This is a genomic window from Rhizobium sp. R339 (assembly GCF_002211395.1).
GTDB lineage: Bacteria > Pseudomonadota > Alphaproteobacteria > Rhizobiales > Rhizobiaceae > Rhizobium.
Genome location: NZ_LOKV01000001.1, coordinates 807,977 through 825,894, shown reverse-complemented (window position 1 = coordinate 825,894; position 17,918 = coordinate 807,977). Strand labels below are relative to the sequence as shown.

At 62.9% G+C, this 17,918-nt stretch carries 19 protein-coding genes; 9 read left to right on the top strand and 10 right to left on the bottom strand.

Annotated features, from left to right (window positions below; translation table 11 throughout):
• Positions 1-62: 62 nt before the first annotated feature.
• Positions 63-953, top strand: a complete 891-nt coding sequence (locus ATY76_RS04030) for an SDR family oxidoreductase (RefSeq protein ID WP_088673456.1) — start codon at positions 63-65, stop codon at positions 951-953.
• Positions 954-1,387: 434 nt separating this feature from the next.
• Here ATY76_RS04030 and ATY76_RS04025 read toward each other — a convergent pair whose 3' ends face one another.
• On the bottom strand, positions 1,388-1,597 hold the full coding sequence (locus ATY76_RS04025; protein ID WP_088673455.1) for a hypothetical protein: 210 nt from the start codon (positions 1,595-1,597) through the stop codon (positions 1,388-1,390).
• A gap of 1 nt (position 1,598) precedes the next feature.
• The gene (locus tag ATY76_RS04020; protein ID WP_088673454.1) at positions 1,599-1,799 is read right to left on the bottom strand and encodes a hypothetical protein; all 201 of its coding nucleotides are present in this window, start codon (positions 1,797-1,799) and stop codon (positions 1,599-1,601) included.
• Between the two features lie 127 nt (positions 1,800-1,926).
• On the opposite strand from ATY76_RS04020, the gene ATY76_RS33585 reads away from it, so the two are divergent.
• Both ATY76_RS33585 and ATY76_RS04005 read left to right on the top strand, forming a co-directional pair.
• Positions 1,927-2,100 (top strand): hypothetical protein, encoded by a 174-nt coding sequence (locus ATY76_RS33585; RefSeq protein ID WP_088673453.1) that lies wholly within the window; start codon positions 1,927-1,929, stop codon positions 2,098-2,100.
• Between the two features lie 410 nt (positions 2,101-2,510).
• Positions 2,511-3,440 (top strand): hypothetical protein, encoded by a 930-nt coding sequence (locus ATY76_RS04005; protein WP_088673755.1) that lies wholly within the window; start codon positions 2,511-2,513, stop codon positions 3,438-3,440.
• A 10-nt stretch (positions 3,441-3,450) separates the two neighbouring features.
• Here the strand turns inward: ATY76_RS04005 and ATY76_RS04000 are convergent, their stop codons facing one another.
• Positions 3,451-3,960, bottom strand: a complete 510-nt coding sequence (locus ATY76_RS04000) for a cytochrome P460 family protein (protein ID WP_088673452.1) — start codon at positions 3,958-3,960, stop codon at positions 3,451-3,453.
• 413 nt (positions 3,961-4,373) lie between these two features.
• Positions 4,374-4,817: an SRPBCC family protein gene (locus tag ATY76_RS03995; protein ID WP_088673451.1), complete on the bottom strand. Its 444-nt coding sequence runs from the start codon at positions 4,815-4,817 to the stop codon at positions 4,374-4,376.
• 173 nt (positions 4,818-4,990) lie between these two features.
• Here ATY76_RS03995 and ATY76_RS03990 point away from each other — a divergent pair, with 173 nt between their 5' ends.
• Entirely contained in the window at positions 4,991-5,560 is a 570-nt protein-coding gene (locus ATY76_RS03990) for a TetR/AcrR family transcriptional regulator (RefSeq protein ID WP_088673450.1), read from the top strand.
• A 57-nt stretch (positions 5,561-5,617) separates the two neighbouring features.
• On the top strand, positions 5,618-6,487 hold the full coding sequence (locus ATY76_RS03985) for an SDR family oxidoreductase (protein ID WP_088673449.1): 870 nt from the start codon (positions 5,618-5,620) through the stop codon (positions 6,485-6,487).
• Between the two features lie 38 nt (positions 6,488-6,525).
• On the opposite strand, the gene ATY76_RS03980 is transcribed toward ATY76_RS03985, so the two are convergent.
• The 5 genes from ATY76_RS03980 to ATY76_RS03960 all read right to left on the bottom strand — a co-directional run bounded on the left by ATY76_RS03980 (position 6,526) and on the right by ATY76_RS03960 (position 11,026).
• Positions 6,526-7,218 carry a type 1 glutamine amidotransferase domain-containing protein gene (locus ATY76_RS03980; RefSeq protein ID WP_088673448.1) on the bottom strand — a complete coding sequence of 231 codons (693 nt, stop codon included), beginning with the start codon at positions 7,216-7,218 and terminating at the stop codon, positions 6,526-6,528.
• Positions 7,219-7,344: 126 nt separating this feature from the next.
• Positions 7,345-8,481: a glycosyltransferase family 2 protein gene (locus tag ATY76_RS03975; protein ID WP_088673447.1), complete on the bottom strand. Its 1,137-nt coding sequence runs from the start codon at positions 8,479-8,481 to the stop codon at positions 7,345-7,347.
• Between the two features lie 114 nt (positions 8,482-8,595).
• Positions 8,596-8,982 carry a hypothetical protein gene (locus ATY76_RS03970; RefSeq protein ID WP_088673446.1) on the bottom strand — a complete coding sequence of 129 codons (387 nt, stop codon included), beginning with the start codon at positions 8,980-8,982 and terminating at the stop codon, positions 8,596-8,598.
• 84 nt (positions 8,983-9,066) lie between these two features.
• Complete coding sequence (locus ATY76_RS03965) at positions 9,067-10,089, bottom strand: NAD-dependent epimerase/dehydratase family protein (protein ID WP_088673445.1); 1,023 nt, start codon at positions 10,087-10,089, stop codon at positions 9,067-9,069.
• A 337-nt stretch (positions 10,090-10,426) separates the two neighbouring features.
• Complete coding sequence (locus ATY76_RS03960; protein WP_088673444.1) at positions 10,427-11,026, bottom strand: TetR/AcrR family transcriptional regulator; 600 nt, start codon at positions 11,024-11,026, stop codon at positions 10,427-10,429.
• Positions 11,027-11,227: 201 nt separating this feature from the next.
• Between ATY76_RS03960 and ATY76_RS03955 the strand changes: the two genes are divergently transcribed.
• The 3 genes from ATY76_RS03955 (at position 11,228) to ATY76_RS03945 (ending at position 13,602) form a co-directional block, all read left to right on the top strand.
• Positions 11,228-12,238: an MBL fold metallo-hydrolase gene (locus ATY76_RS03955; RefSeq protein WP_088673443.1), complete on the top strand. Its 1,011-nt coding sequence runs from the start codon at positions 11,228-11,230 to the stop codon at positions 12,236-12,238.
• 93 nt (positions 12,239-12,331) lie between these two features.
• The gene (locus tag ATY76_RS03950) at positions 12,332-13,261 is read left to right on the top strand and encodes an NAD(P)-dependent alcohol dehydrogenase (RefSeq protein ID WP_088673442.1); all 930 of its coding nucleotides are present in this window, start codon (positions 12,332-12,334) and stop codon (positions 13,259-13,261) included.
• A gap of 44 nt (positions 13,262-13,305) precedes the next feature.
• Entirely contained in the window at positions 13,306-13,602 is a 297-nt protein-coding gene (locus ATY76_RS03945; protein ID WP_088673441.1) for a 4Fe-4S binding protein, read from the top strand.
• A gap of 308 nt (positions 13,603-13,910) precedes the next feature.
• On the opposite strand, the gene ATY76_RS03940 is transcribed toward ATY76_RS03945, so the two are convergent.
• A complete protein-coding gene (locus tag ATY76_RS03940; protein ID WP_088673440.1) occupies positions 13,911-16,694 on the bottom strand; it encodes an EAL domain-containing protein in 2,784 nt (927 codons plus the stop codon).
• 389 nt (positions 16,695-17,083) lie between these two features.
• On the opposite strand from ATY76_RS03940, the gene ATY76_RS03935 reads away from it, so the two are divergent.
• Positions 17,084-17,686 (top strand): hypothetical protein, encoded by a 603-nt coding sequence (locus tag ATY76_RS03935; RefSeq protein ID WP_088673754.1) that lies wholly within the window; start codon positions 17,084-17,086, stop codon positions 17,684-17,686.
• Positions 17,687-17,918: the final 232 nt, after the last annotated feature.

Genomic DNA, 17,918 nt, shown 5'->3' with positions numbered 1-17,918 from the left:
ACTACTTTACCATGATAGCACTCTCGCCGATATCTGTCTCCAGTTTACCAGGAGATATCGACATGCGCGTATTCGTCACCGGAGCCACCGGCTGGGTCGGCTCCGCCGTCGTCAGGGAGTTGCTCGCCGCCGGCCACGAGGTGCTGGGCCTTGCCCGCTCGGAGAAGGGAGCAGCGGAGCTGGAGGCCGCGGGCGCCGCCGTCCAGCGCGGCACGCTCGAAGATCTGGAGGGGCTGACGCGCGGCGCGGCCGAAGCCGACGCCGTCATCCACACCGGCTTCAACCATGATTTCTCGAAATTTGCCGAAAACTGCGCCCTCGACCGGCGCGCCATCGAGGCGCTCGGCGAAGCCCTCCGGGGCTCCGGCCGCCCGCTTCTGGTGACGGCAGGACTCGGCCATGCGCCGGGCCGCATCGGCACCGAGAAGGACCCGCCGATGCCGACCAGCGAGACCTATCCCCGCGCCTCCGAAATCACCGCGATATCGCTCGTCGCCCGCGGCGTGCGCGCCGCCACCGTCCGCCTCCCACCCTCGGTGCACGGCCATGGCGATCACGGCTTCGTGCCGATCCTGATCGAGACAGCGCGGCGCACCGGCATCTCCGCCTATATCGGCGAAGGACAAAACCGCTGGCCCGCCGTCCACCGGCTGGACGCCGCCCGCCTCTACCGCCTGGCAATCGAACGCGGCGCCACCGGCGGCCCGTTCCTGGCGGTCGCCGAAGAGGGCGTGATTTTCCGCCAGATCGCCGACGTGATCGCCCGGCGGCTCAACCTGCCGGCCGCCTCGCTGTCGCGGGAAGAGGCGGCGGGGCATTTCGGCTGGTTCGCGATGTTCGCCGGCTTCGACGTGCCGACCTCGAGCGCGCATACGCGGGCGCTGCTCGGCTGGGAGCCGGCTGAGCCAGGGTTGCTCGCCGATATGGATCATCCGGCGTATTTTGGCGGGTAGGAATGCCGCCGAAGAGCGATGGAGGTCCTGCCGTATGGCCCCCTCATCTGCCTGCCGGCATCTTCTCCCCGCTGGGGAGAAGAGGAGTCGCGACGACGTCTCGCCCATCTTGAACGCTCCGTGGGGACGGGGAAGCTTGCCACTTGCCCGCTTCTCCCCTCGGGGAGAAGATGCCGGCAGGCAGATGAGGGGGCTACACGGCACATCTTTTATTGCGTAGGTCCGGTAAACCGGGAGGCCCGCTCCTTCTCTCCAGCCTCATTCTGAGGTGCCCCTCGAAGGACGGCGCTGGCCACCCTTTGACAAGCGCGGATGCTGCCTTGACACCCAGCCACCCGCCCTCGTTCTTCGAGGCTCCGGCTCTCAGCCTTCGCACCTCGGGATGAGTGCTGATCGGCAGCCGGAGACCGGCTACCTCGCAATATCACGTCTTCCTACCGCATCCGCCCCTCGTTCATCTCCGCAGGATCATAATTGATATCCCAGTCCTTTTCGGGCTTCTTCTTCCCCGGCGGGTGCTTGTGCACCGTCGCGTCCTCCGAGCCGGTGATGACGGTCGGCTTGGCGCTGGCAACGCCGCTTGCCTTTCGGTCGGCGCGGGATTTGGCGAACTGGCCGGCTGCGTCCTTCTTGGGGTCGGCCATGTCATTCGCCCTTCTGCTTCATCGCGTCGGAAATGTCGCTCGTCTCCGGATCGCGGTTGTTTTCGGCGTTGGCGTCACGGTCCTTGTCCGGATCGTCCTTGGGTTTCAGGTAGCCGCGCGGCCGGTTGCCCTTCGGCCCTTCCCAGCGGGGGGACTGGTCGGTGGTGCCGGGGGCGCCGTCCCTGGGTGTCGTCATGCCCATCGTCGTTTCTCCTTGGTTGAGTTAAGAAAAACCACCAAGGCCGGGAAGTGTTCCGGCAGAAAATATGGAACCCTCCCGGGTTCAATCGGTTGCTCAAAGGTCCTGAACCTCAAACAGGGAGCCGAAAATGAGCAAGACCAACGTTCGTGAAATCCAGAAACGCGCCGAACAGCAGGTGAAGAACACCAGCGCCGGCGGCCACCTCGGCGGCACCTATTTCGGCCAGCAGCCGGACGGAAAAACCGCCTCGGACACCACCAACGACAGCGCCAAGGCCCGGCCGAACGACGGCAGCAACTGAGCGGCGGGCTTCTAGAAGATCCACGAGAGGCGTGCCGTGGGACACCCCCTCTGCCCTGCCGGGCATCTCCCCCACAAGGGGGGAGATCGGCTGGGCGCGATGGCCTGCCCAAACAACGAGTGCGTCCTTATTCCGATACGGTAGAAAGGAACAGGTGATCCAACCTCTTGCCGATCTCCCTCCTTGTGGGGGAGATGCCCGGCAGGGCAGAGGGGGGTGTCACACCCGGTCAGCGCGCTTCCTTGCCATAAGCATCCTCCACGGTCCCTCCTCAGGGCGCGGCACGCTCCACGCCGAAACGCCCCGGGGAAACCCTCCCACCACCGTCATTGAACGGCAACGTCGCTGCCCTAGCTTATGCTCGCGGCCGGCCGGCCGCCGTGGGGCATCATCCGACAGCGAGGGGCGACGTGGCATCCTATTCGATTGACGATGCGATCCGGGAGCTTGTGCCGGTTCTTTCCAAGGCGCCGGCGGGCGCCGTCAGCGGCGAATGGAGCGCCACGACCATGCAGGCCGGCCATTCCTCGAGCACCGGCGGCTATCGCGATGCGGCGGGAAAGCAGGTGCCGGACGATTCACGCGATCCGCTGCGCGCCATCGGCGCTGTGGTCGAAAAGCTCGATGCGGCTTCGAGCGAGCGCTTCAACCGGGTGGTGGTCCGCTGGAGGAAGCCGGCCCTGCCCTTCATGCGGGCGCAGGTGACGATCGAAACCAGCTTCGACCCATCAATCGTGCCGCGCGGCCCCGACGACCCGATCTATGAGCGCGCCGCAAGCGCCCGCCGCGCCTTCTGGCAGGGCCGCGGCACGGTGCGCGAAGGTTTTGCCGCCGAGCGCGCCTCGGCCAATAGCTACGCCCAGACCAAATGGTTCGGCCCGCACCGCCGCATCCTCGCCATCGATGCGCCCGGTCGGATGATCCTCGGCACCGACGGTCTCTCGACCCCCTGGGCCGGCATTTCCGAGCCCGAAAACGGCGTCGAATGCGAGCTTTTCATGGAGTTCGGCGCCGCGACGCTCGATGCGACGACGATCGGCGACTGGGGAAACCTGTTGATCAACCTCGGCGATCTCGTCGCCGACGGCCACCGCGTCGCCCGCGATGTCGAAAAACACGGCGCCGTCCTGTTCTGCCGGCTGACGGAGGATTACGCGCCGCTGACCCGCATCATCCTCAGCCGCGATCCGGCCCGGATCGACGGCATGCCTTTCGGCGCCGTGCCGCTGATCCGGGCGACGGCAATCGCCGAAGCCGAGATTGATGGCCGCGATCCCGACGAGGACTGGGGTGCGACGGCAGCGCGCCAGGCGCTGGTCAAACGCGGGATCGAGCTGTGAGCGGTCGAGCTCAGGGCGCGTAGCGGGTGAAGACGTAGTCATGGTCTTTCACATTGCTGATATGGCAGGAAAGACAGGTCTGATGCTGCGCGATATCGACCGGCTTGCCATCGACGAACCGTCCGAAACCCCAGCCATGGCTGTCGGGATATTTCTTCGAGTCCTTGAACATGACCTGCACCGTGGTCGGCGCGCCCGGCACCGTCGCCGGCGCAAATTCCGTCGATTGCTTGCGCTTGTAGGCAAGCTTCACGAGGATCGATCCATCGGGAAAAGGCAGGATACCCTTCTTGTAGGCGTCGACCGCGATATCGTTGCCGAGCACGGCGCGCAGCTCATCGAGCGGCGGCGCTTCCTGCGCCGGAGCGATGAACTTCCAGTCGCGGTAGCCCTCGGGGATGGTGACGCCATAGATCGGCGAGGCATTTTCCGCCGGCGCCTCCTCGGCGGCGGAATGGGAAACGGCGACGCCGAGGGCGAGACCGGAAGCGGCGAAGATGCCGAGGAGAGCGAATTTCATGAATGACTCCTGCCGGGCTGATGGTCCGCGGCAGGATCGTTCGGGATTGTATCCGGCAGATGTCGGCAGCCGGCCGAAATGTATCGAAATGTATATGCGGCCGGAGCGGCGCACCCGCCTCGCCCTTCGAGGCCCCTGCGGGGCACCTCAGGATGAGGCTCTCGTGGATGCTGCGGTGACTCTAGTGGATAGTGCGGCGGCATCCTCTCGGCGTTTGCCATAGGCGCGCGGCATCCTCCAACGCTCCCTCATGCTGAGGTGCGCAGCCCGAAGGGCGGAGCCTCGAAGCACGCGCACAACATTGCTTCTTGCATCTTCAGCCGCCGGCACACCCGCCTCGCCCTTCGAGGCCCCTAGGGGGGCCCTCAGGATGAGGCGGGATGCTGCGGCGACTCGCGCCGGCGTTGAGGCCCCTACTCGTTAATCTCAGGCTCGACCACCTTGGCAAGGTTGCGCAGCGATTCCTGCCAGCCGAGATAGCAGGCTTCGGCGGGGATCATGTCGGGCACGCCGGCCTGGGTGATATTGACCTCGGTGCCGACCAAGACCTTCTTCAGCTCGACGGTGACTTCCATTTCGCCGGGCAGGTTCGGGTCCTCGAACTTGTCGGTGTAGCGCACGCGTTCGCCGGGCACGAGTTCGAGGAATTCGCCGCCGAAGGCGTGGCTGTTGCCGGTGGTGAAGTTGCGGAACGACATTCTGAACGTGCCGCCGACGCTCGGCTCGATATGATGCACGGTGCAAAGGAAGCCGTTCGGCGGCAGCCACTTGGCAAGCGCATCCCCTTCGATGAACGCGCGATAGACCTTCTCCGGGCTGGTTGCGAAAACGCGGTGCAGGCGAATGGTGCTTGGCATGGTCGTGATCCTTTTGACCTGTTGGAATAGACGAGCCTAGGACGGGCGGAACCTTGCCGATCCGACACCGGATCGATCTTTTCTTCAAGAAAAATTGCTGCGATCCCGGCCTGCTTGACAGAAAGTGCAGCCATTATTAAATGAGTGAGTACTCAGTCATTAAGAAAGCGAACATGGCCCGGCCGCGCAGCCCAGACAAGCGGGACGTCATCCTCAAAGCGGCGGGACAACTCTTCGCCGATGAGGGACTGAACGCGCCGACCGTACGCATCGCCAAGGCGGCGGGCGTCGCCGAAGGAAGCATCTTCACCTATTTCGCCAGCAAGGACGAGCTGATCAATGAGCTTTACCTGGAACTCAAAGGCCAGCTGCGCGCCGCCGTGGTCCTGCCGCCCGATACGGCGGATCTCCGGGAATGCCTCTGGAAAGCATGGCATGGCTATGTGAGCTGGGGGGTGGCCCACCCGAGGGAACATCAATTGCTCACGGTCCTCGCGCTCTCCGGCCGGATCACCGAAGCCGCCCAAGCGCAGGCGCTCGACGCCTTCGGCGACGTCGCCGACGTGCTGCGGCAGGCAATGGGGCTCGGCGCGCTGCGTCAGCAATCGCCGGGCTTCGTCGGCGCGCTGATGTCCGGCATGGCCGACACGACCGTCGATTTCATCCGCAATTCCCCAGCCGATGGCGACATCACCTGCCGGGACGGCTTCTCCGCCTTCTGGAATGCCATCAGCCATGGCTGATCTTCTCGCGCCAATTAAATGCGTGAGCACTCACTCATTAGAACAGAAAGACAGACGATGACACATGATCTTCTCGGCAAAACCTTTCTCGTAACGGGAGGAACGGACGGGATCGGCAAGGCGGCCGCAACAGAATTCGCAAGGCGCGGCGCATCCCTCACCCTCGTCGGCCGCAACAGGGCAAAGACGGAACGGACGATCGCGGATTTGACGGCCGCCACCGGCAACCCGCATCTGGATTACCTCATCTGCGACCTCTCCCGCATGGCGGAGATCAGCCGCGCGGCGGAAGAGTTCAAGGCGAGGCACGACCGTCTCGATGTGCTCGTCAACAATGCCGGCGCCATGTTCAAGACGCCGCTGATCGGCCCCGATGGCATCGAGCTGACCTTCGCGCTGAACCACCTCGCCTATTTCCAGCTCACCACCTCCCTGCTCGACCTGATCCGCAAGACACCGGGCGCACGCGTGGTCTCGACATCGAGCGCCATGCAGGCCCGGGGAGCATTGGATCTCGGGAAGACGCCGACTTCGACGGAGGGATCGGGCATGCGCGCCTATGCGACATCCAAGCTTGCCAACGTCCTCTTCACCAAAGAATTGCAGCGCCGTCTGGATGACACCGGCGCAACGGCGAATTGTTTCCATCCTGGCACGATCCGCAGCCAGTTCGGTGGCTTCGGCGCCGATGTCGGCTTCTGGATCGGCCTGGCATTCACGCTCGCCAAACCCTTCGCCAAGTCTCCGGAACAAGGCGCCGATTCCCTCGTCTGGCTGGCGACCGCCCCGGAAGCGGCCTCGCTCAAGGGGCAGTACATCGCCAATCGCCGTCCGCTGACCCCGCAAAAACAAGCAATGGATGCGCAGCTGGCGAAAGATCTGTGGGCGCTGAGCGAGAAGCTCTGCGCGCAGGCCAAGGCCCGTTAATGACGGACGCCGCGGCGGCAGCCGGAGCCTTTGGTTCTCTAAGCCGCGGCCTTCTTCTTCAAGGCGTTGAGCAGTGTGCGGGCGCCCTCCTTCGAGGAGGCCGGGTTCTGGCCGGTGATCAGCAGCCCGTCCTGGACGACATGCACGCCCCAGTCCGCCGTCGAGGAAAACTTCGCGCCCTGGTCTCTCAGTTCGTCCTCCAGCAGATAGGGAACGACATCGATCAGGTGCACGGCATCCTCTTCGGAATTGGTGAAGCCGGTCACGGTGCGGCCTTTGGCGATCGGCGTTCCATCAGGCGCCTTGACATTCATGAGGATGCCCGGCGCGTGGCAGACGAGCGCCACCGGCTTTCCGGCAGCGAGCATCGTCTCGATGAGCGACAGTGCGTTGCGGTCGTTCGTCAGGTCCCAGAGCGGGCCGTGCCCGCCGGGGAAGAAGACGCTGTCGTAGTCGCCTGCGCGGACCTCGGAGAGTTTCATCGTATTGGCGAGCGCCGATTTTGCCGCCGGATCGGCCTCGAAACGGTGCGTATCATCCGTCTGGAAGCCAGCCTCGTTGCTCTTCGGATCGAGCGGCGGCTGGCCGCCTTTCGGCGAGGCAAGGCTGATGTCGACGCCTGCGTCGCGGAAGACGAAGTAAGGGGCAGCGAATTCCTCCAGCCAGAAACCCGTCTTCCGGCCGGTGTCGCCCAGTTGATCATGCGATGTGAGAACCATGAGAATTTTCATTGCTCAGCTCCTTCGTCCCGGATCGCGGACAAGCCGTCGGCGTCCGGTTTTACGGTGAATACTGCCTGCAGATCTCATGCTAGAACGAGAGAGACCATAGACCCGTCATCCGTGCCGTACAAGCGATCAGACGCTGCTTTCAAGCGCCGCTTTCTCCCTGACAGGGACGGCATGGGCGGAACTCAGCGCCGCGTCGGTTTCGGCCAGGCGGGCGGCGCGGCGGCGCATCCTCGGGCTCTTCGGCATTTCCGGCCGCGACGCAGACGCCAGATCCTGAAAGCGCGGCTTGCTGCATGGCCGGGCCAGGCGTTCCCGGCCGATGATCGCCAGCAGCAGCTTGCGCTTCGCATAGCCCGCCGAGCTGCGCAGGATCAGCCTGAAGAGGAACCCCGGATCGGCCTTGAGGACCGCCCGGGCCGACGCGGCGGCCAGGCGGTAATTGCCTGCGAGAATATATTGGTTCACCGCATATTTATGGGCGGCGAGAATGGCGCTGCGGATCGCATAGGAAGACAGCTGCGGGCCGGCGGCGAGCGAACGCCGCGTCACTTCGGAGAGCGCGCTCGCCATCCTGACATAGTTGGAAGACATGTTTCCGGGATATTTTCGGTAGCCGAGCAGCCGCTCCGGCACATATTCGATGCAATAGCGCGCCGCCAGCCTCAGCTCGAAATCGAGATCCTCGCAGCCGCCGATGCCGGCCGCGGCATAGGAGCTGTCGAAACCGCCGATCTCCAGCGCCGCCTGCCGGCGCACCAAAAGCGAGCTGCCATTGCCGACATATTTGAAGGTGAGATGCCTGGCATAGATATAGCCGCGCGCGAAAAAAGACGGTCCCAGACCGTTGAGCTCGTCGTCCCGATTGATGAAATGGTGCAGCACATAGACCGCGGCCCATTGATCCGGCAGGCGGTCGAGAGCCCCCACCTGTTTTTCGATTTTGGCGGGATGCCAGAGATCGTCCGCATCGAGAAAGGCGACATAGGCCCCCGAGGCGGCCTCGATGCCGGTGTTGCGCGCGGCGGCGACGCCGCGGTTTGCCGTGCGAAGCAGGCGGATCCTCTGATCGTTCGCAGCCACCCGCTCGACGAGACGCGCCGTATCGTCGGTCGAACCGTCATCGACGACGATGATCTCCAGGGCCCGATAGGTCTGAGACGTGGCGGAGGCAAGCGTGCGCTCGATGAAAGGCGAAGCATTGAACGCCGGAACGACCACCGAGACCAGCGGCTGCAAATGCGGCGTTGCTCCGATCGACTCCACGACTACCTCCCAAAAGGCACGGCCAAGCCGCCCGTCAGCGCATTTCCGTTTTTTCCCAGAGCAACGCCATGTCACCGACCGGCGACATGCTCAGCCGGTCTCCATGTCTCCCGATCAGCCGGCCGTTCGCGGCTCGATGATGCCGGCCGGCATCGCCGCGAAACGATCGGCAAACGGCGTGCCGCTTTCGGGAATCTCTACACTCGCCGAAGTCCCGCCATTCGGCAAGCAGGGCGAAGGCCCCTTGCACCTAAAGGATGACCCCAGCAACCGCCAAAGCCGGTCGGCGCCGAAGGCGGCGAGCGCCATCGGAAGCGGGCGGCGATCAACAGCGCCATTTTTCTGATCTGGTCGCGGTCCCCGGCGAGAAGCGGCGCCGCGGTCGCGCAGCGACGGATCGTAGCCGCCGCAGGCAAGCACTTCGGCCCGCGGCATCAGCGGCGTGCTGGCTGTGTAGGCCGGGATGACGACTGATACCAAGGGCGCGGGTTCGGCGGGCATGGGCGGTTATGCCGAGGGGCGAACGTCGTGTCGCCACCCACAACACAGCACGCTGGAACCCTCTCCTCTATCGCCACTCTTTCCTCATAGACCGGAGAAGCTGCCGATATCCGTATTCTTCTGCGGGCGCGGCCGCGCCACGGCTTTGCGCGGCTTGGCGGCGGCGCGTTCCATCTCCGCCCTGAACCAGTCGAGCGTCTTCAGCACGCCTTCCTCATAGCTGACCTTGCAGGACCATTCCGGCATCACGTGCTTGGCGTTGGTCAGATCCGGGCGCCGGTTGGTCGGATCCTGCGGCGGCGACGGCTTGAAGACGATCGGCACCCCGCCCATCAGGCTGGAGACATATTTGGCGACGTCGAGCACCGAGATCTCGCGGTCGTTGCCGACATTGAGCGGTCCCCGGTAATCGGTCTCGTTCATCCAGAAATAGCGGGCGAAGCCCTCGGTGATGTCATCAACATAACCCCAGCTGCGCGATTGCAGCCCGTCGCCGAAGACGGTGATCGAGCGGCCGGTCAGCGCCTGGGTGATGAAGTTGGAGACCGCCCGGCCGTCATCCGGCCGCGTCCGCGGCCCATAACAGTTGAAGGGACGCACGACCCGAACGTCCAGCCCCTGGGTGCGCTGCAATTCGAACAGCAGCGATTCGGTGCAGCGCTTGCTTTCGTCATAGGAAGAGCGCGGCCCGGTGCAGTCGACCTGGCCCTTATAGCTTTCCGGCTGCGGCGACACCAGCGGATCGCCATAGACTTCCGATGACGAGGTGAAGCAGAAGCGGCCGCCCTTCTTCAGCAGGTCGAGCAGGCGGAAGGCGCCGAGCAGGTTGGCCGAGATCGTCCGCTTCGGTTCTTTCATGTACCAAGGCGGCGAGGCCGGAGAAGCGAAGTGGTATATTTCGTCGAACGTGTCGGAAGTCTGAAGTGTTTCGACGTCGGAGCGCACGAAATGCAGACGCGGATCCTTGATGTGGGCCAGATTCTCCGCCCGGCCGGTCCAGAGATTGTCGACGACGACGAGCTTGCTGATATTGCCGCGCAGCAACAACTTGTCGCACATATGCGAGCCAATGAACCCGGCTCCGCCTGCCACCAGAACTTTTTTCATTCCATGCCCCTGTTTCTTCATTTGCCGAACCTCGTGCAAATATAAAACAATGCCGAATTAAGCAGTCATACGCCTGATGGATTAGCTTTAATACGGTATAATATCCATTCTGACATATTTTCTTCAGAGATACCTGCAACCGATGCAAGATAAAATCAGACAAACGGGAAACTGCTTACCTTGGCGCGACAATAATAGTATCGGCGCGGGCTGTCGTCAGACGTTAGTCTGATGTCGATACGATTGAGAGACTTAGCTGATCTGGATGATGCCGGATGGTGAACGGCCTGTCAGCGGCGCCGTGAGCCCTGTCCGGCTTGACCCTCGGCCATCGATTTTATCGTTCGGAGAGGCCGGTTCTGAGATCGTTAAAGGCTTCCGTGACATAGTCGGCGATCGGTTTCTCGCCGTGCTCTTCCGCCCAGGTGTCGATGGCAAGGCGCAGGGCTCCGACGGATGTCATTGCCACAATGCGCGCCTTGCGCGGCGAAATCTCCGGCAGAATATCGCGCAGGACTTCGAAGGTGGTCTGCTCCATCTGCAGATATTTGCTCTGGTTGCTCGCCCGCAGCTGCTCATTGGAGCGAAGGATCCGGTCGATCATCATCGCCTGCGCGGCGTCGAAGCCCGCCATCAGCTTCAGATGCGCGTTGCGCACGATATCGAGCGGCGGCTGATCCGTCCGCTCCGCCAGGGCCGCCACGCGAAACGCCTCCGGCAGGCCCTTCTGCCAGGCGGCCAGGATCTCTTCCTTCGAGGTGAAATAATAGAAGAAGGTCCGCCGCGAGATTCCGGCGGCCTCGGCGATCGCATCCAGCGTCGTCGCCTCGTAGCCGTCGGAGGCGAACAGCTTGAGCGCGGAATCCGTAATGCGAAGAAGGGTTTCGCGCCGCTTCTTCTCACGCCAGCCTTCCTGTTTTGATCGTTCCTGTTCCATCCCGGCACCCCTATCAGAAATCGCATCGCTTGTAAAATCGCACTTTGTGCAATATTTGTGACGATCATCCGAAACATGCCGCATCGTGGCGAACTCGGGATTCAATCGCGCGGAGACGGGATGAAAGCGACAGGCCGGACGATAATCCCAGGGCTTTGCCTTCTGTCTTTCCTTGGCTGCGCGTCGGCGCCGGAGCAAAAAATGTCTGATCACTTCGATGGCAGGAAATTCTTCAACCCTACCCTTTCCGCGCAGTTTTCCCCGGGCTTCTCGGATGTATTCGGCATGATCCGGGAGGGTCGCGCCAAATGGCCTCGATCCGCCGAAAACGTTGCGGTTCCCAGGCTCGGCGAAGCGCTGGGGCCGGATGGCGCGGCGCTGACTTTCGTCAATCACGCGACCTTCCTCATTCAGATGCCGGGGCTGAACATCCTCACCGATCCCGTCTGGTCGACGCGTGTCAGCCCGATGCGGTGGGTCGGCCCGAAGCGGATCAGGGCGCCCGGCGTGACGCTGGAGGAGCTTCCCGAAATCGGCGTGATCCTCATCAGCCACAACCATTACGACCATCTCGACATCGAGACGCTGAAGAAGCTCGATGCGCGGTTTTCGCCCGCATTCTTCGTTCCGGTCGGGGATGGAGCATTGATGAAATCGATCGGGATCGGAAACGTCAGGGAACTCGATTGGTGGGAGGGCGCCGAGATCGCCGCCGGCACGGAGATCACTTTCGCCCCGACGCAGCATTCCTCGGCGCGCGGCCTTTTCGATCGCGATCGAAGCCTCTGGGGAAGCTATTACATCCGCAATCGCAGCCGAAGCATCTATTTCGGCGGCGATGGAGGATATTCGACCCATTTTGCCGAGATCGGAAAACGCCTCGGCGCTCCCGATATCGCGCTTCTCGGAATCGGCGCCTATGCGCCGCGCTGGTTCATGAAAGCGGTCCACATGGACCCGGCCGAAGCCGTGCGCGCCCATCAGGACCTCGGGGCGAAGCTGAGCATCGGCATGCATTTCGGAACCTTCCAGCTGGCGGCCGAGCCCTTTGAACAGCCTCAGGCGCAACTGCGGGAGGCCCTGGAAAGAGAGGGCCTCGGCAGGGACAGCTTCATCACCCTCCAGGAGGGCGAGACAAGAATTTATCAGCCGAAGCAACATGATGAAGCGGTGCAGGGCGCGGCATCGGCGCTCGCCGAGACACCGCGATAGGCTGCGGCCCTTCCGAAATCCGATATCGCACCTCTTGTAAAATTACATCGAGTGTAATATTTGTCGTCGCATCAGACCGTCGTGAGGATCGATATGAAAAGGGTTCAGTATGACCGCTACGGCGGTCCGGAGAAAATGTACTTCGGCGAATACGAGCTGCCGGAGATCGGCGAGAACGAGGTGCGCGTTTCGGTGAAGGCCGCGGCAATCAACCCGTTCGATTGGAAGCTGCGCCAGGGCGCCATGAAGCTGGTGACCGGCAGGCGCTTTCCGAAAGCGATGGGCACCGACTTTGCCGGGATCGTCCAGGCGACCGGCAGCAATGTCGGCAATGTCAGCGTCGGCGACGAAGTCTTCGGCACGGTGGACTTCAAGAAATCCGGCGCCTTCGCCGAAGAAGTAGTGGTGGAGGCCAGCCATTTGGCGAAGAAGCCGCCGCAGCTTTCCTTCGCTGAGGCAGCCTCGCTTCCCATTGCCGCGATGACGGCATGGGTGGCGATCATCGACAGGGCCAAGGCCCGTCCCGGCGCCCGCATCTTCATCAACGGCTGCAGCGGCGCGGTCGGCGCTTTCGCCGTTCAACTGGCGATCTCCCGCGGCGCCGTTGTCACCGGCACGTGCGGACCGGCATCACGGGACCACGCAAGAGCCGCCGGTGTCGATCCTCTCTTTGACTATTCCGACAGCCAAGCCTATGCGCGGCCGGGAAGCTACGACGCCGTCTTCGACACGCTCGGCACGCTCGACGTCGGCCGCGGCTTTTCGATGCTCAACCCCGGGGGCGTGTTCGTCGACATCAATCCGACGCCGGTAAGGCTGCTGCGCGGAATGCTGTCGCGCCGCTACAAGCTCGCCTTCGCCACGATGGGCATCAAGCGCCTGCCTGAGATCGCCGCACTCGCCGGCAGCGGCACGCTGCGGCCGGCGATCGGCCTGGAAGCGCCCTTCACCGATGCCCTCTCCGTCATCGCCGACACGGAAACCGGGCGGCGGACCTCCGGCAAAACGGTGCTGGCATTCTGAAAGCGCCGCCATCCGCACCCATCCCGCGCATCGAAAGGGTTTTCATGGAGAAGCAAACGAAGGACAGGCACCGGCAGGCTGCGGGCGTCATCCGCCCGGTGGTCGATCCCGCCCGATGCGAAGGCAAGGCCGCCTGTGTCGCCGTCTGCCCGGTCGATGTCTTCGAGATCGTGCGCATCCCTGACGAGACCTACAGAGGTCTGTCGCGCCTCGCCAAATTCAGGATCTGGACGCATGGCATGAAGACGGCATCGACCCCCAACGCGGCTGCCTGCGAAGCCTGCGGCCTCTGCGTTTCGGCCTGTCCCGAGCGAGCCATCCGTCTGCAGCGCGCCGGCTGAAGGCGGCTTCCTCGCCGGCCCGCATGCGGGCTACATCAATGGCGAGAGCTGAATGTCGCGGGTGGTTTGGCGATTTGGGCGCGGCCCCTCACTAAGCTGCCGCACGACTGGGGTCGTGCCAGAGGTTCCCCTCCCCACAAGTGGGAGGGACTAACCTGCCGGACCCTCTCCGCTTTCGCCGCAGCCTTCCGTCCGCAACAACGCTCGCTTTGGCATGAGGCGGTGCCCAGAGTTAAGCCCCTCCCCCTTGTGGGGAGGGGTTGGGGAGGGGTTTTTACCGCCCACCCCCTCTCCGCCCTCGGAAACCTTCAAGCCGCCTTCCCAACCACCGGCTCGCCCATCGCCTGCGGCTTGCCGAGCAGGTATCCCTGCGCCTCGTCGCATTGCTCTTCCGAGAGCGTATCGAGCTGCGCCTGCGTCTCCACGCCTTCGGCCAGCACCGGCACTTCAAGACTGCGGCCGAGGGCCAGGATGGCGCGCACGATCGCCTTGGATTGCGGGCTGGTCTCGACCTCGGCCATGAAGCTCTTGTCGAGCTTGATCTTGTCGAAGGGGAAGGAGCGCAGCGTTTCCAGCGAGGAATAGCCGGTGCCGAAATCGTCGATGGCGATCGAGACGCCGAGCGCCTTGATCTCGCGCATGGTGCGCAGCGCCTTCTCCTTGTCGACGATGATGGAGCTTTCGGTGATCTCGATTTCGAGGCGGCGCGGGTTCAAGCCGGTTTCCAAAAGAATGCCCGCGATCACCGCCGCCATGTCGGCATGGCCGAGCTGGATCGGCGAGAGGTTGACGGCGATCTTGTAGCCGTTGTTCCAGCTCGCCGCCTCCCGGCAGGCTTCCCGCAGCACCCATTCGCCGATCGGCAGGATCGCGCCGCATTCCTCGGCAAGGCCGATGAAATCCATCGGCGGGATGTTGCCGCGCTCGGGATGGCGCCAGCGCAGCAGCACCTCGTAGCCGGTGATCTCGCCCGTCCTCACCGATTTCTGCACCTGGTAATGCAGATGCAGTTCCTTGCGTTCGATCGAGGCCCAGAGATCGTTGGCGAGCGCGCGGCGGCGGCGCGCCGTCTCGTCCATCGCAGCCTCGTAGAAGCAGACCCGCTGCAGCAGCGATTGCTTGGCGCGGTACATGGCAAGATCGGCATTGGCAAGCAGCCCGTCGACGCTTGCCGCATCGCTCGGATAGATCGCCACGCCGAGGCTCGCGCCCGTCTTGATCTCGAAGCCGTCGATCGCAACGGTGCCGGCAAGCGCGCCTTCCAGCCGCGCGATGAAATCATGCAGGGCGCTCAGATCGTCGAAGCGCTTGCTGGCGGCGAATTCGTCGCCGCCGAAGCGGGCGATGAACTCGCCCTCCTGCCGCGCCGCATCGAGCCGCGCCGCAAGCTCGACGAGCACCTTGTCGCCGGTGGCGTGGCCGTGCTGGTCGTTGACCTCCTTGAACTTGTCGAGATCGATGCCGATGACGGCGACATGGCCGCTCACCCGCTCGGCGATCATCATCTCCTCCGAGACGTTGTCGCCGAATTGCAGCCGGTTCGGCAGGCCGGTCAGCCCGTCATGCTTGGCGAGGAAGGCCACCTGCTCTTCGGATTTCAGCCGGTCGGTGATGTCTTCGAAGGTGACGACCCAGCCGCCATCGGCGAGCATGTTGACATGCTGCTGGATCGAATTGCCGCTGGCATATTTATGGACGGCGCTGCCGGAGCCGGCGCGGATCAGCGCCATGTTCCTGACATAATGCGCCTCGGCGAGGGCCGCGGCCTCAGCCGCATCGTCGGTATTGGCGGCATAGCCGATGTCGACGATCTCGCGATAGGCCATGCCCGGGCGCACCGAGCCCTCGGGAAAGCGGAAGATTTCGAGATAGCGCTTGTTGCAGAGCACCAGCCGCTCTTCCCTGTCGAACATGCAGATGCCCTGCCCGATGTTTTCGAGCGCGACATCGAGATTGCGAGTGACCTCCTCGATCCGGTCGGCATCCGCCTTCTGCTTGCTGCTGTCCTTGGTGATCTTGGCATAGCCGATGAGCTCGCCCGTCTCGTCATAGATCGGATCGATGACGACATGGGCCCAGAAGGAGGAGCCGTCCTTGCGGTAGCGCCAGCCCTGGGCTTCGAACTTGCCCTCGGTGCGGGCGGCCTGAAGCGCCCGCTGCGGCAGGCCCTTGCGCCGGTCTTCCGCGGAATAGAACAGCGAGAAATCCTTGCCGACGATCTCATCTGCCGTATAGCCCTTGGCCCGCTCGGCCCCCGCATTCCAGTTGCTGACCTTGCCGTCCGGATCGAGCATGTAGATCGCGTAGTCGGTCACGCCCTGCACCAGCAGCTTGAAATTGCGCTCGGCCCTTTCGGTCTTGGCGCCGGAGCGCACGGCGAAGATCGCCGCCGCAAAGCCCGCCGTCAGCAGCGAGAAGGTGACGGCGACGATCGTCACCACCATCATCGCCGGCGAAAGCAGCATGGAAGGGTTGAACGCCGAGGCATCGGGCAAGAGGGTGACGCCCGCCGTCGCCGTGAAATGCAGCGCCACGACGCCGAGCGTCAGGAGCACCGTCGCTGTGAACCTGCCGAGCGTCGAGCGGCCGCTGCGGCCGGCAAAGCGGAAGGCGGCGACCGAAAAGCCGATGCCGAGCGCGACCGAGGCCACCAGGAACCGCGCATCCCACGAGATCTCGCCGGGAAATTCGATCGCCAGCATGCCGCTGAAATGCATGAGGCCGATGCCGGCGCCGAAAAACGCGCCCGCCAGAACATTCGCCACCCACCTCTCATAGACGATCTTCGCCGCAATCGCCGCCGTCGTCGCCACGATCGCGATCAACAGCGAAACCAGCGTCAGCCCGGCATGATAACCGACGACGACGCCGGGGTCATAGGCGAGCATGGCGATGAAATGCGTGGCCCAGATCCCAAACCCGCCAGCCGCCCCGGCCGTCGTAAGCCATATCCACCGCACCGCCCCATCCGAAGACATCGCCCGATCGAGCAGAACCATCGCGCAATGGCTGGCGAGAAAGCAGATCAAACCCGCAAGCCCGACCAGCGTAAGATCATGCTGCTCGGTGATGCACGTCAGAACGGTGTACATGGTAAGGCCCTCGATTTCGGGGCCACGCTAATCAGCGGTCGCTTAAGGAAGGTTGAAATGGGCGGGGTGTGTGGGCTGGGAAATGTGGTGGTTGGGGTGGGTTGTGGGATTAGGGTTTATGGGCGGTGTTTGGGTATGGTGAATGGATTTGTGTGGTTGAGGTTGAGGTCCTGATATCTTTTATGGTGGCGATAAGCTCTTTTTTGACAATATTTTTGCTTTGGATCTGATGTGAATTATCAAACATCGCGTCGGTTGTGGACGCTAGCAGTCGGCGGATTATTGGAGAAGAATACGTACTGCCAGTTCATGATCTCGAGCGGATGGACGACTTTGACCAAGATGGAGCAATTTCATCCGAGGTAGCGGATTTAGATGGGGGATCTGGAATGTCGCCCTTGCTGAGAAGTTTATTGCTGCTGGTCGGAATAACTTCAGCGGCGCCGGCCTTCGGCAATTGCCTGACCGCCAACGAGACCAAACAGGGCGTGCTGCTGACCAGAGAAGTGCCCTTCTTTTCCGTATTCTACAAGCCGGACGGTCCGGGCCTCACCGAACAGAAGCTGGTGGAGCGTAACCGCTCACTGCAGCCGGTGTCGGCTGTCTATTTGCACCCCTTGCTCGTCGAAAGGAGAGTTGGTCCCAACGGGACGCATGAGCTGAAATACGCGAATGCGATTGCGTTGGATGATCTGCCACAGAAGAAGACGTGGCAATCCGACACCACGCTTTTCCTCAATGGCAAAAAATCCGTTTCGGGCACCACTTTTATTCGGTTCGACGGCTTGGGAGAGGAAACGATTGCATCTTGTTCCTACAAAGTTTGGGCCATCAACAGCCGTCTGGAACTGACGGAATTGCCTCCGATTATTTTTGAACACTACTATTCCCCCAAGCTTCGTCTCGTTCTTCGTTCAGTAAGGCTGAGCCCCTCCGGCCAGCCGTTGAGCGAGGTTCGATTTGATCGGTTTGAAATTGGCTGGGGGAACTGATTGATCTTGAGATCCCTTTGCCAGCACGAAAGCTGGCTCGCACCAATTACCTCAAGTCGAGGCCGCAGAAGTCGGCAAGGGAACGACGCAATGATCGCGGACGATCAGCGCCGTAGATTATTTCCTTTGCCGCTGGCGGCCGTTGCACGCAGGCTTAAGTAGCAGCCGTAGGTGGCCTAATGGCGAGTTTATCTCTGAAAAAGAGGCCTTCGGTGGCGACCATTCCCAATCT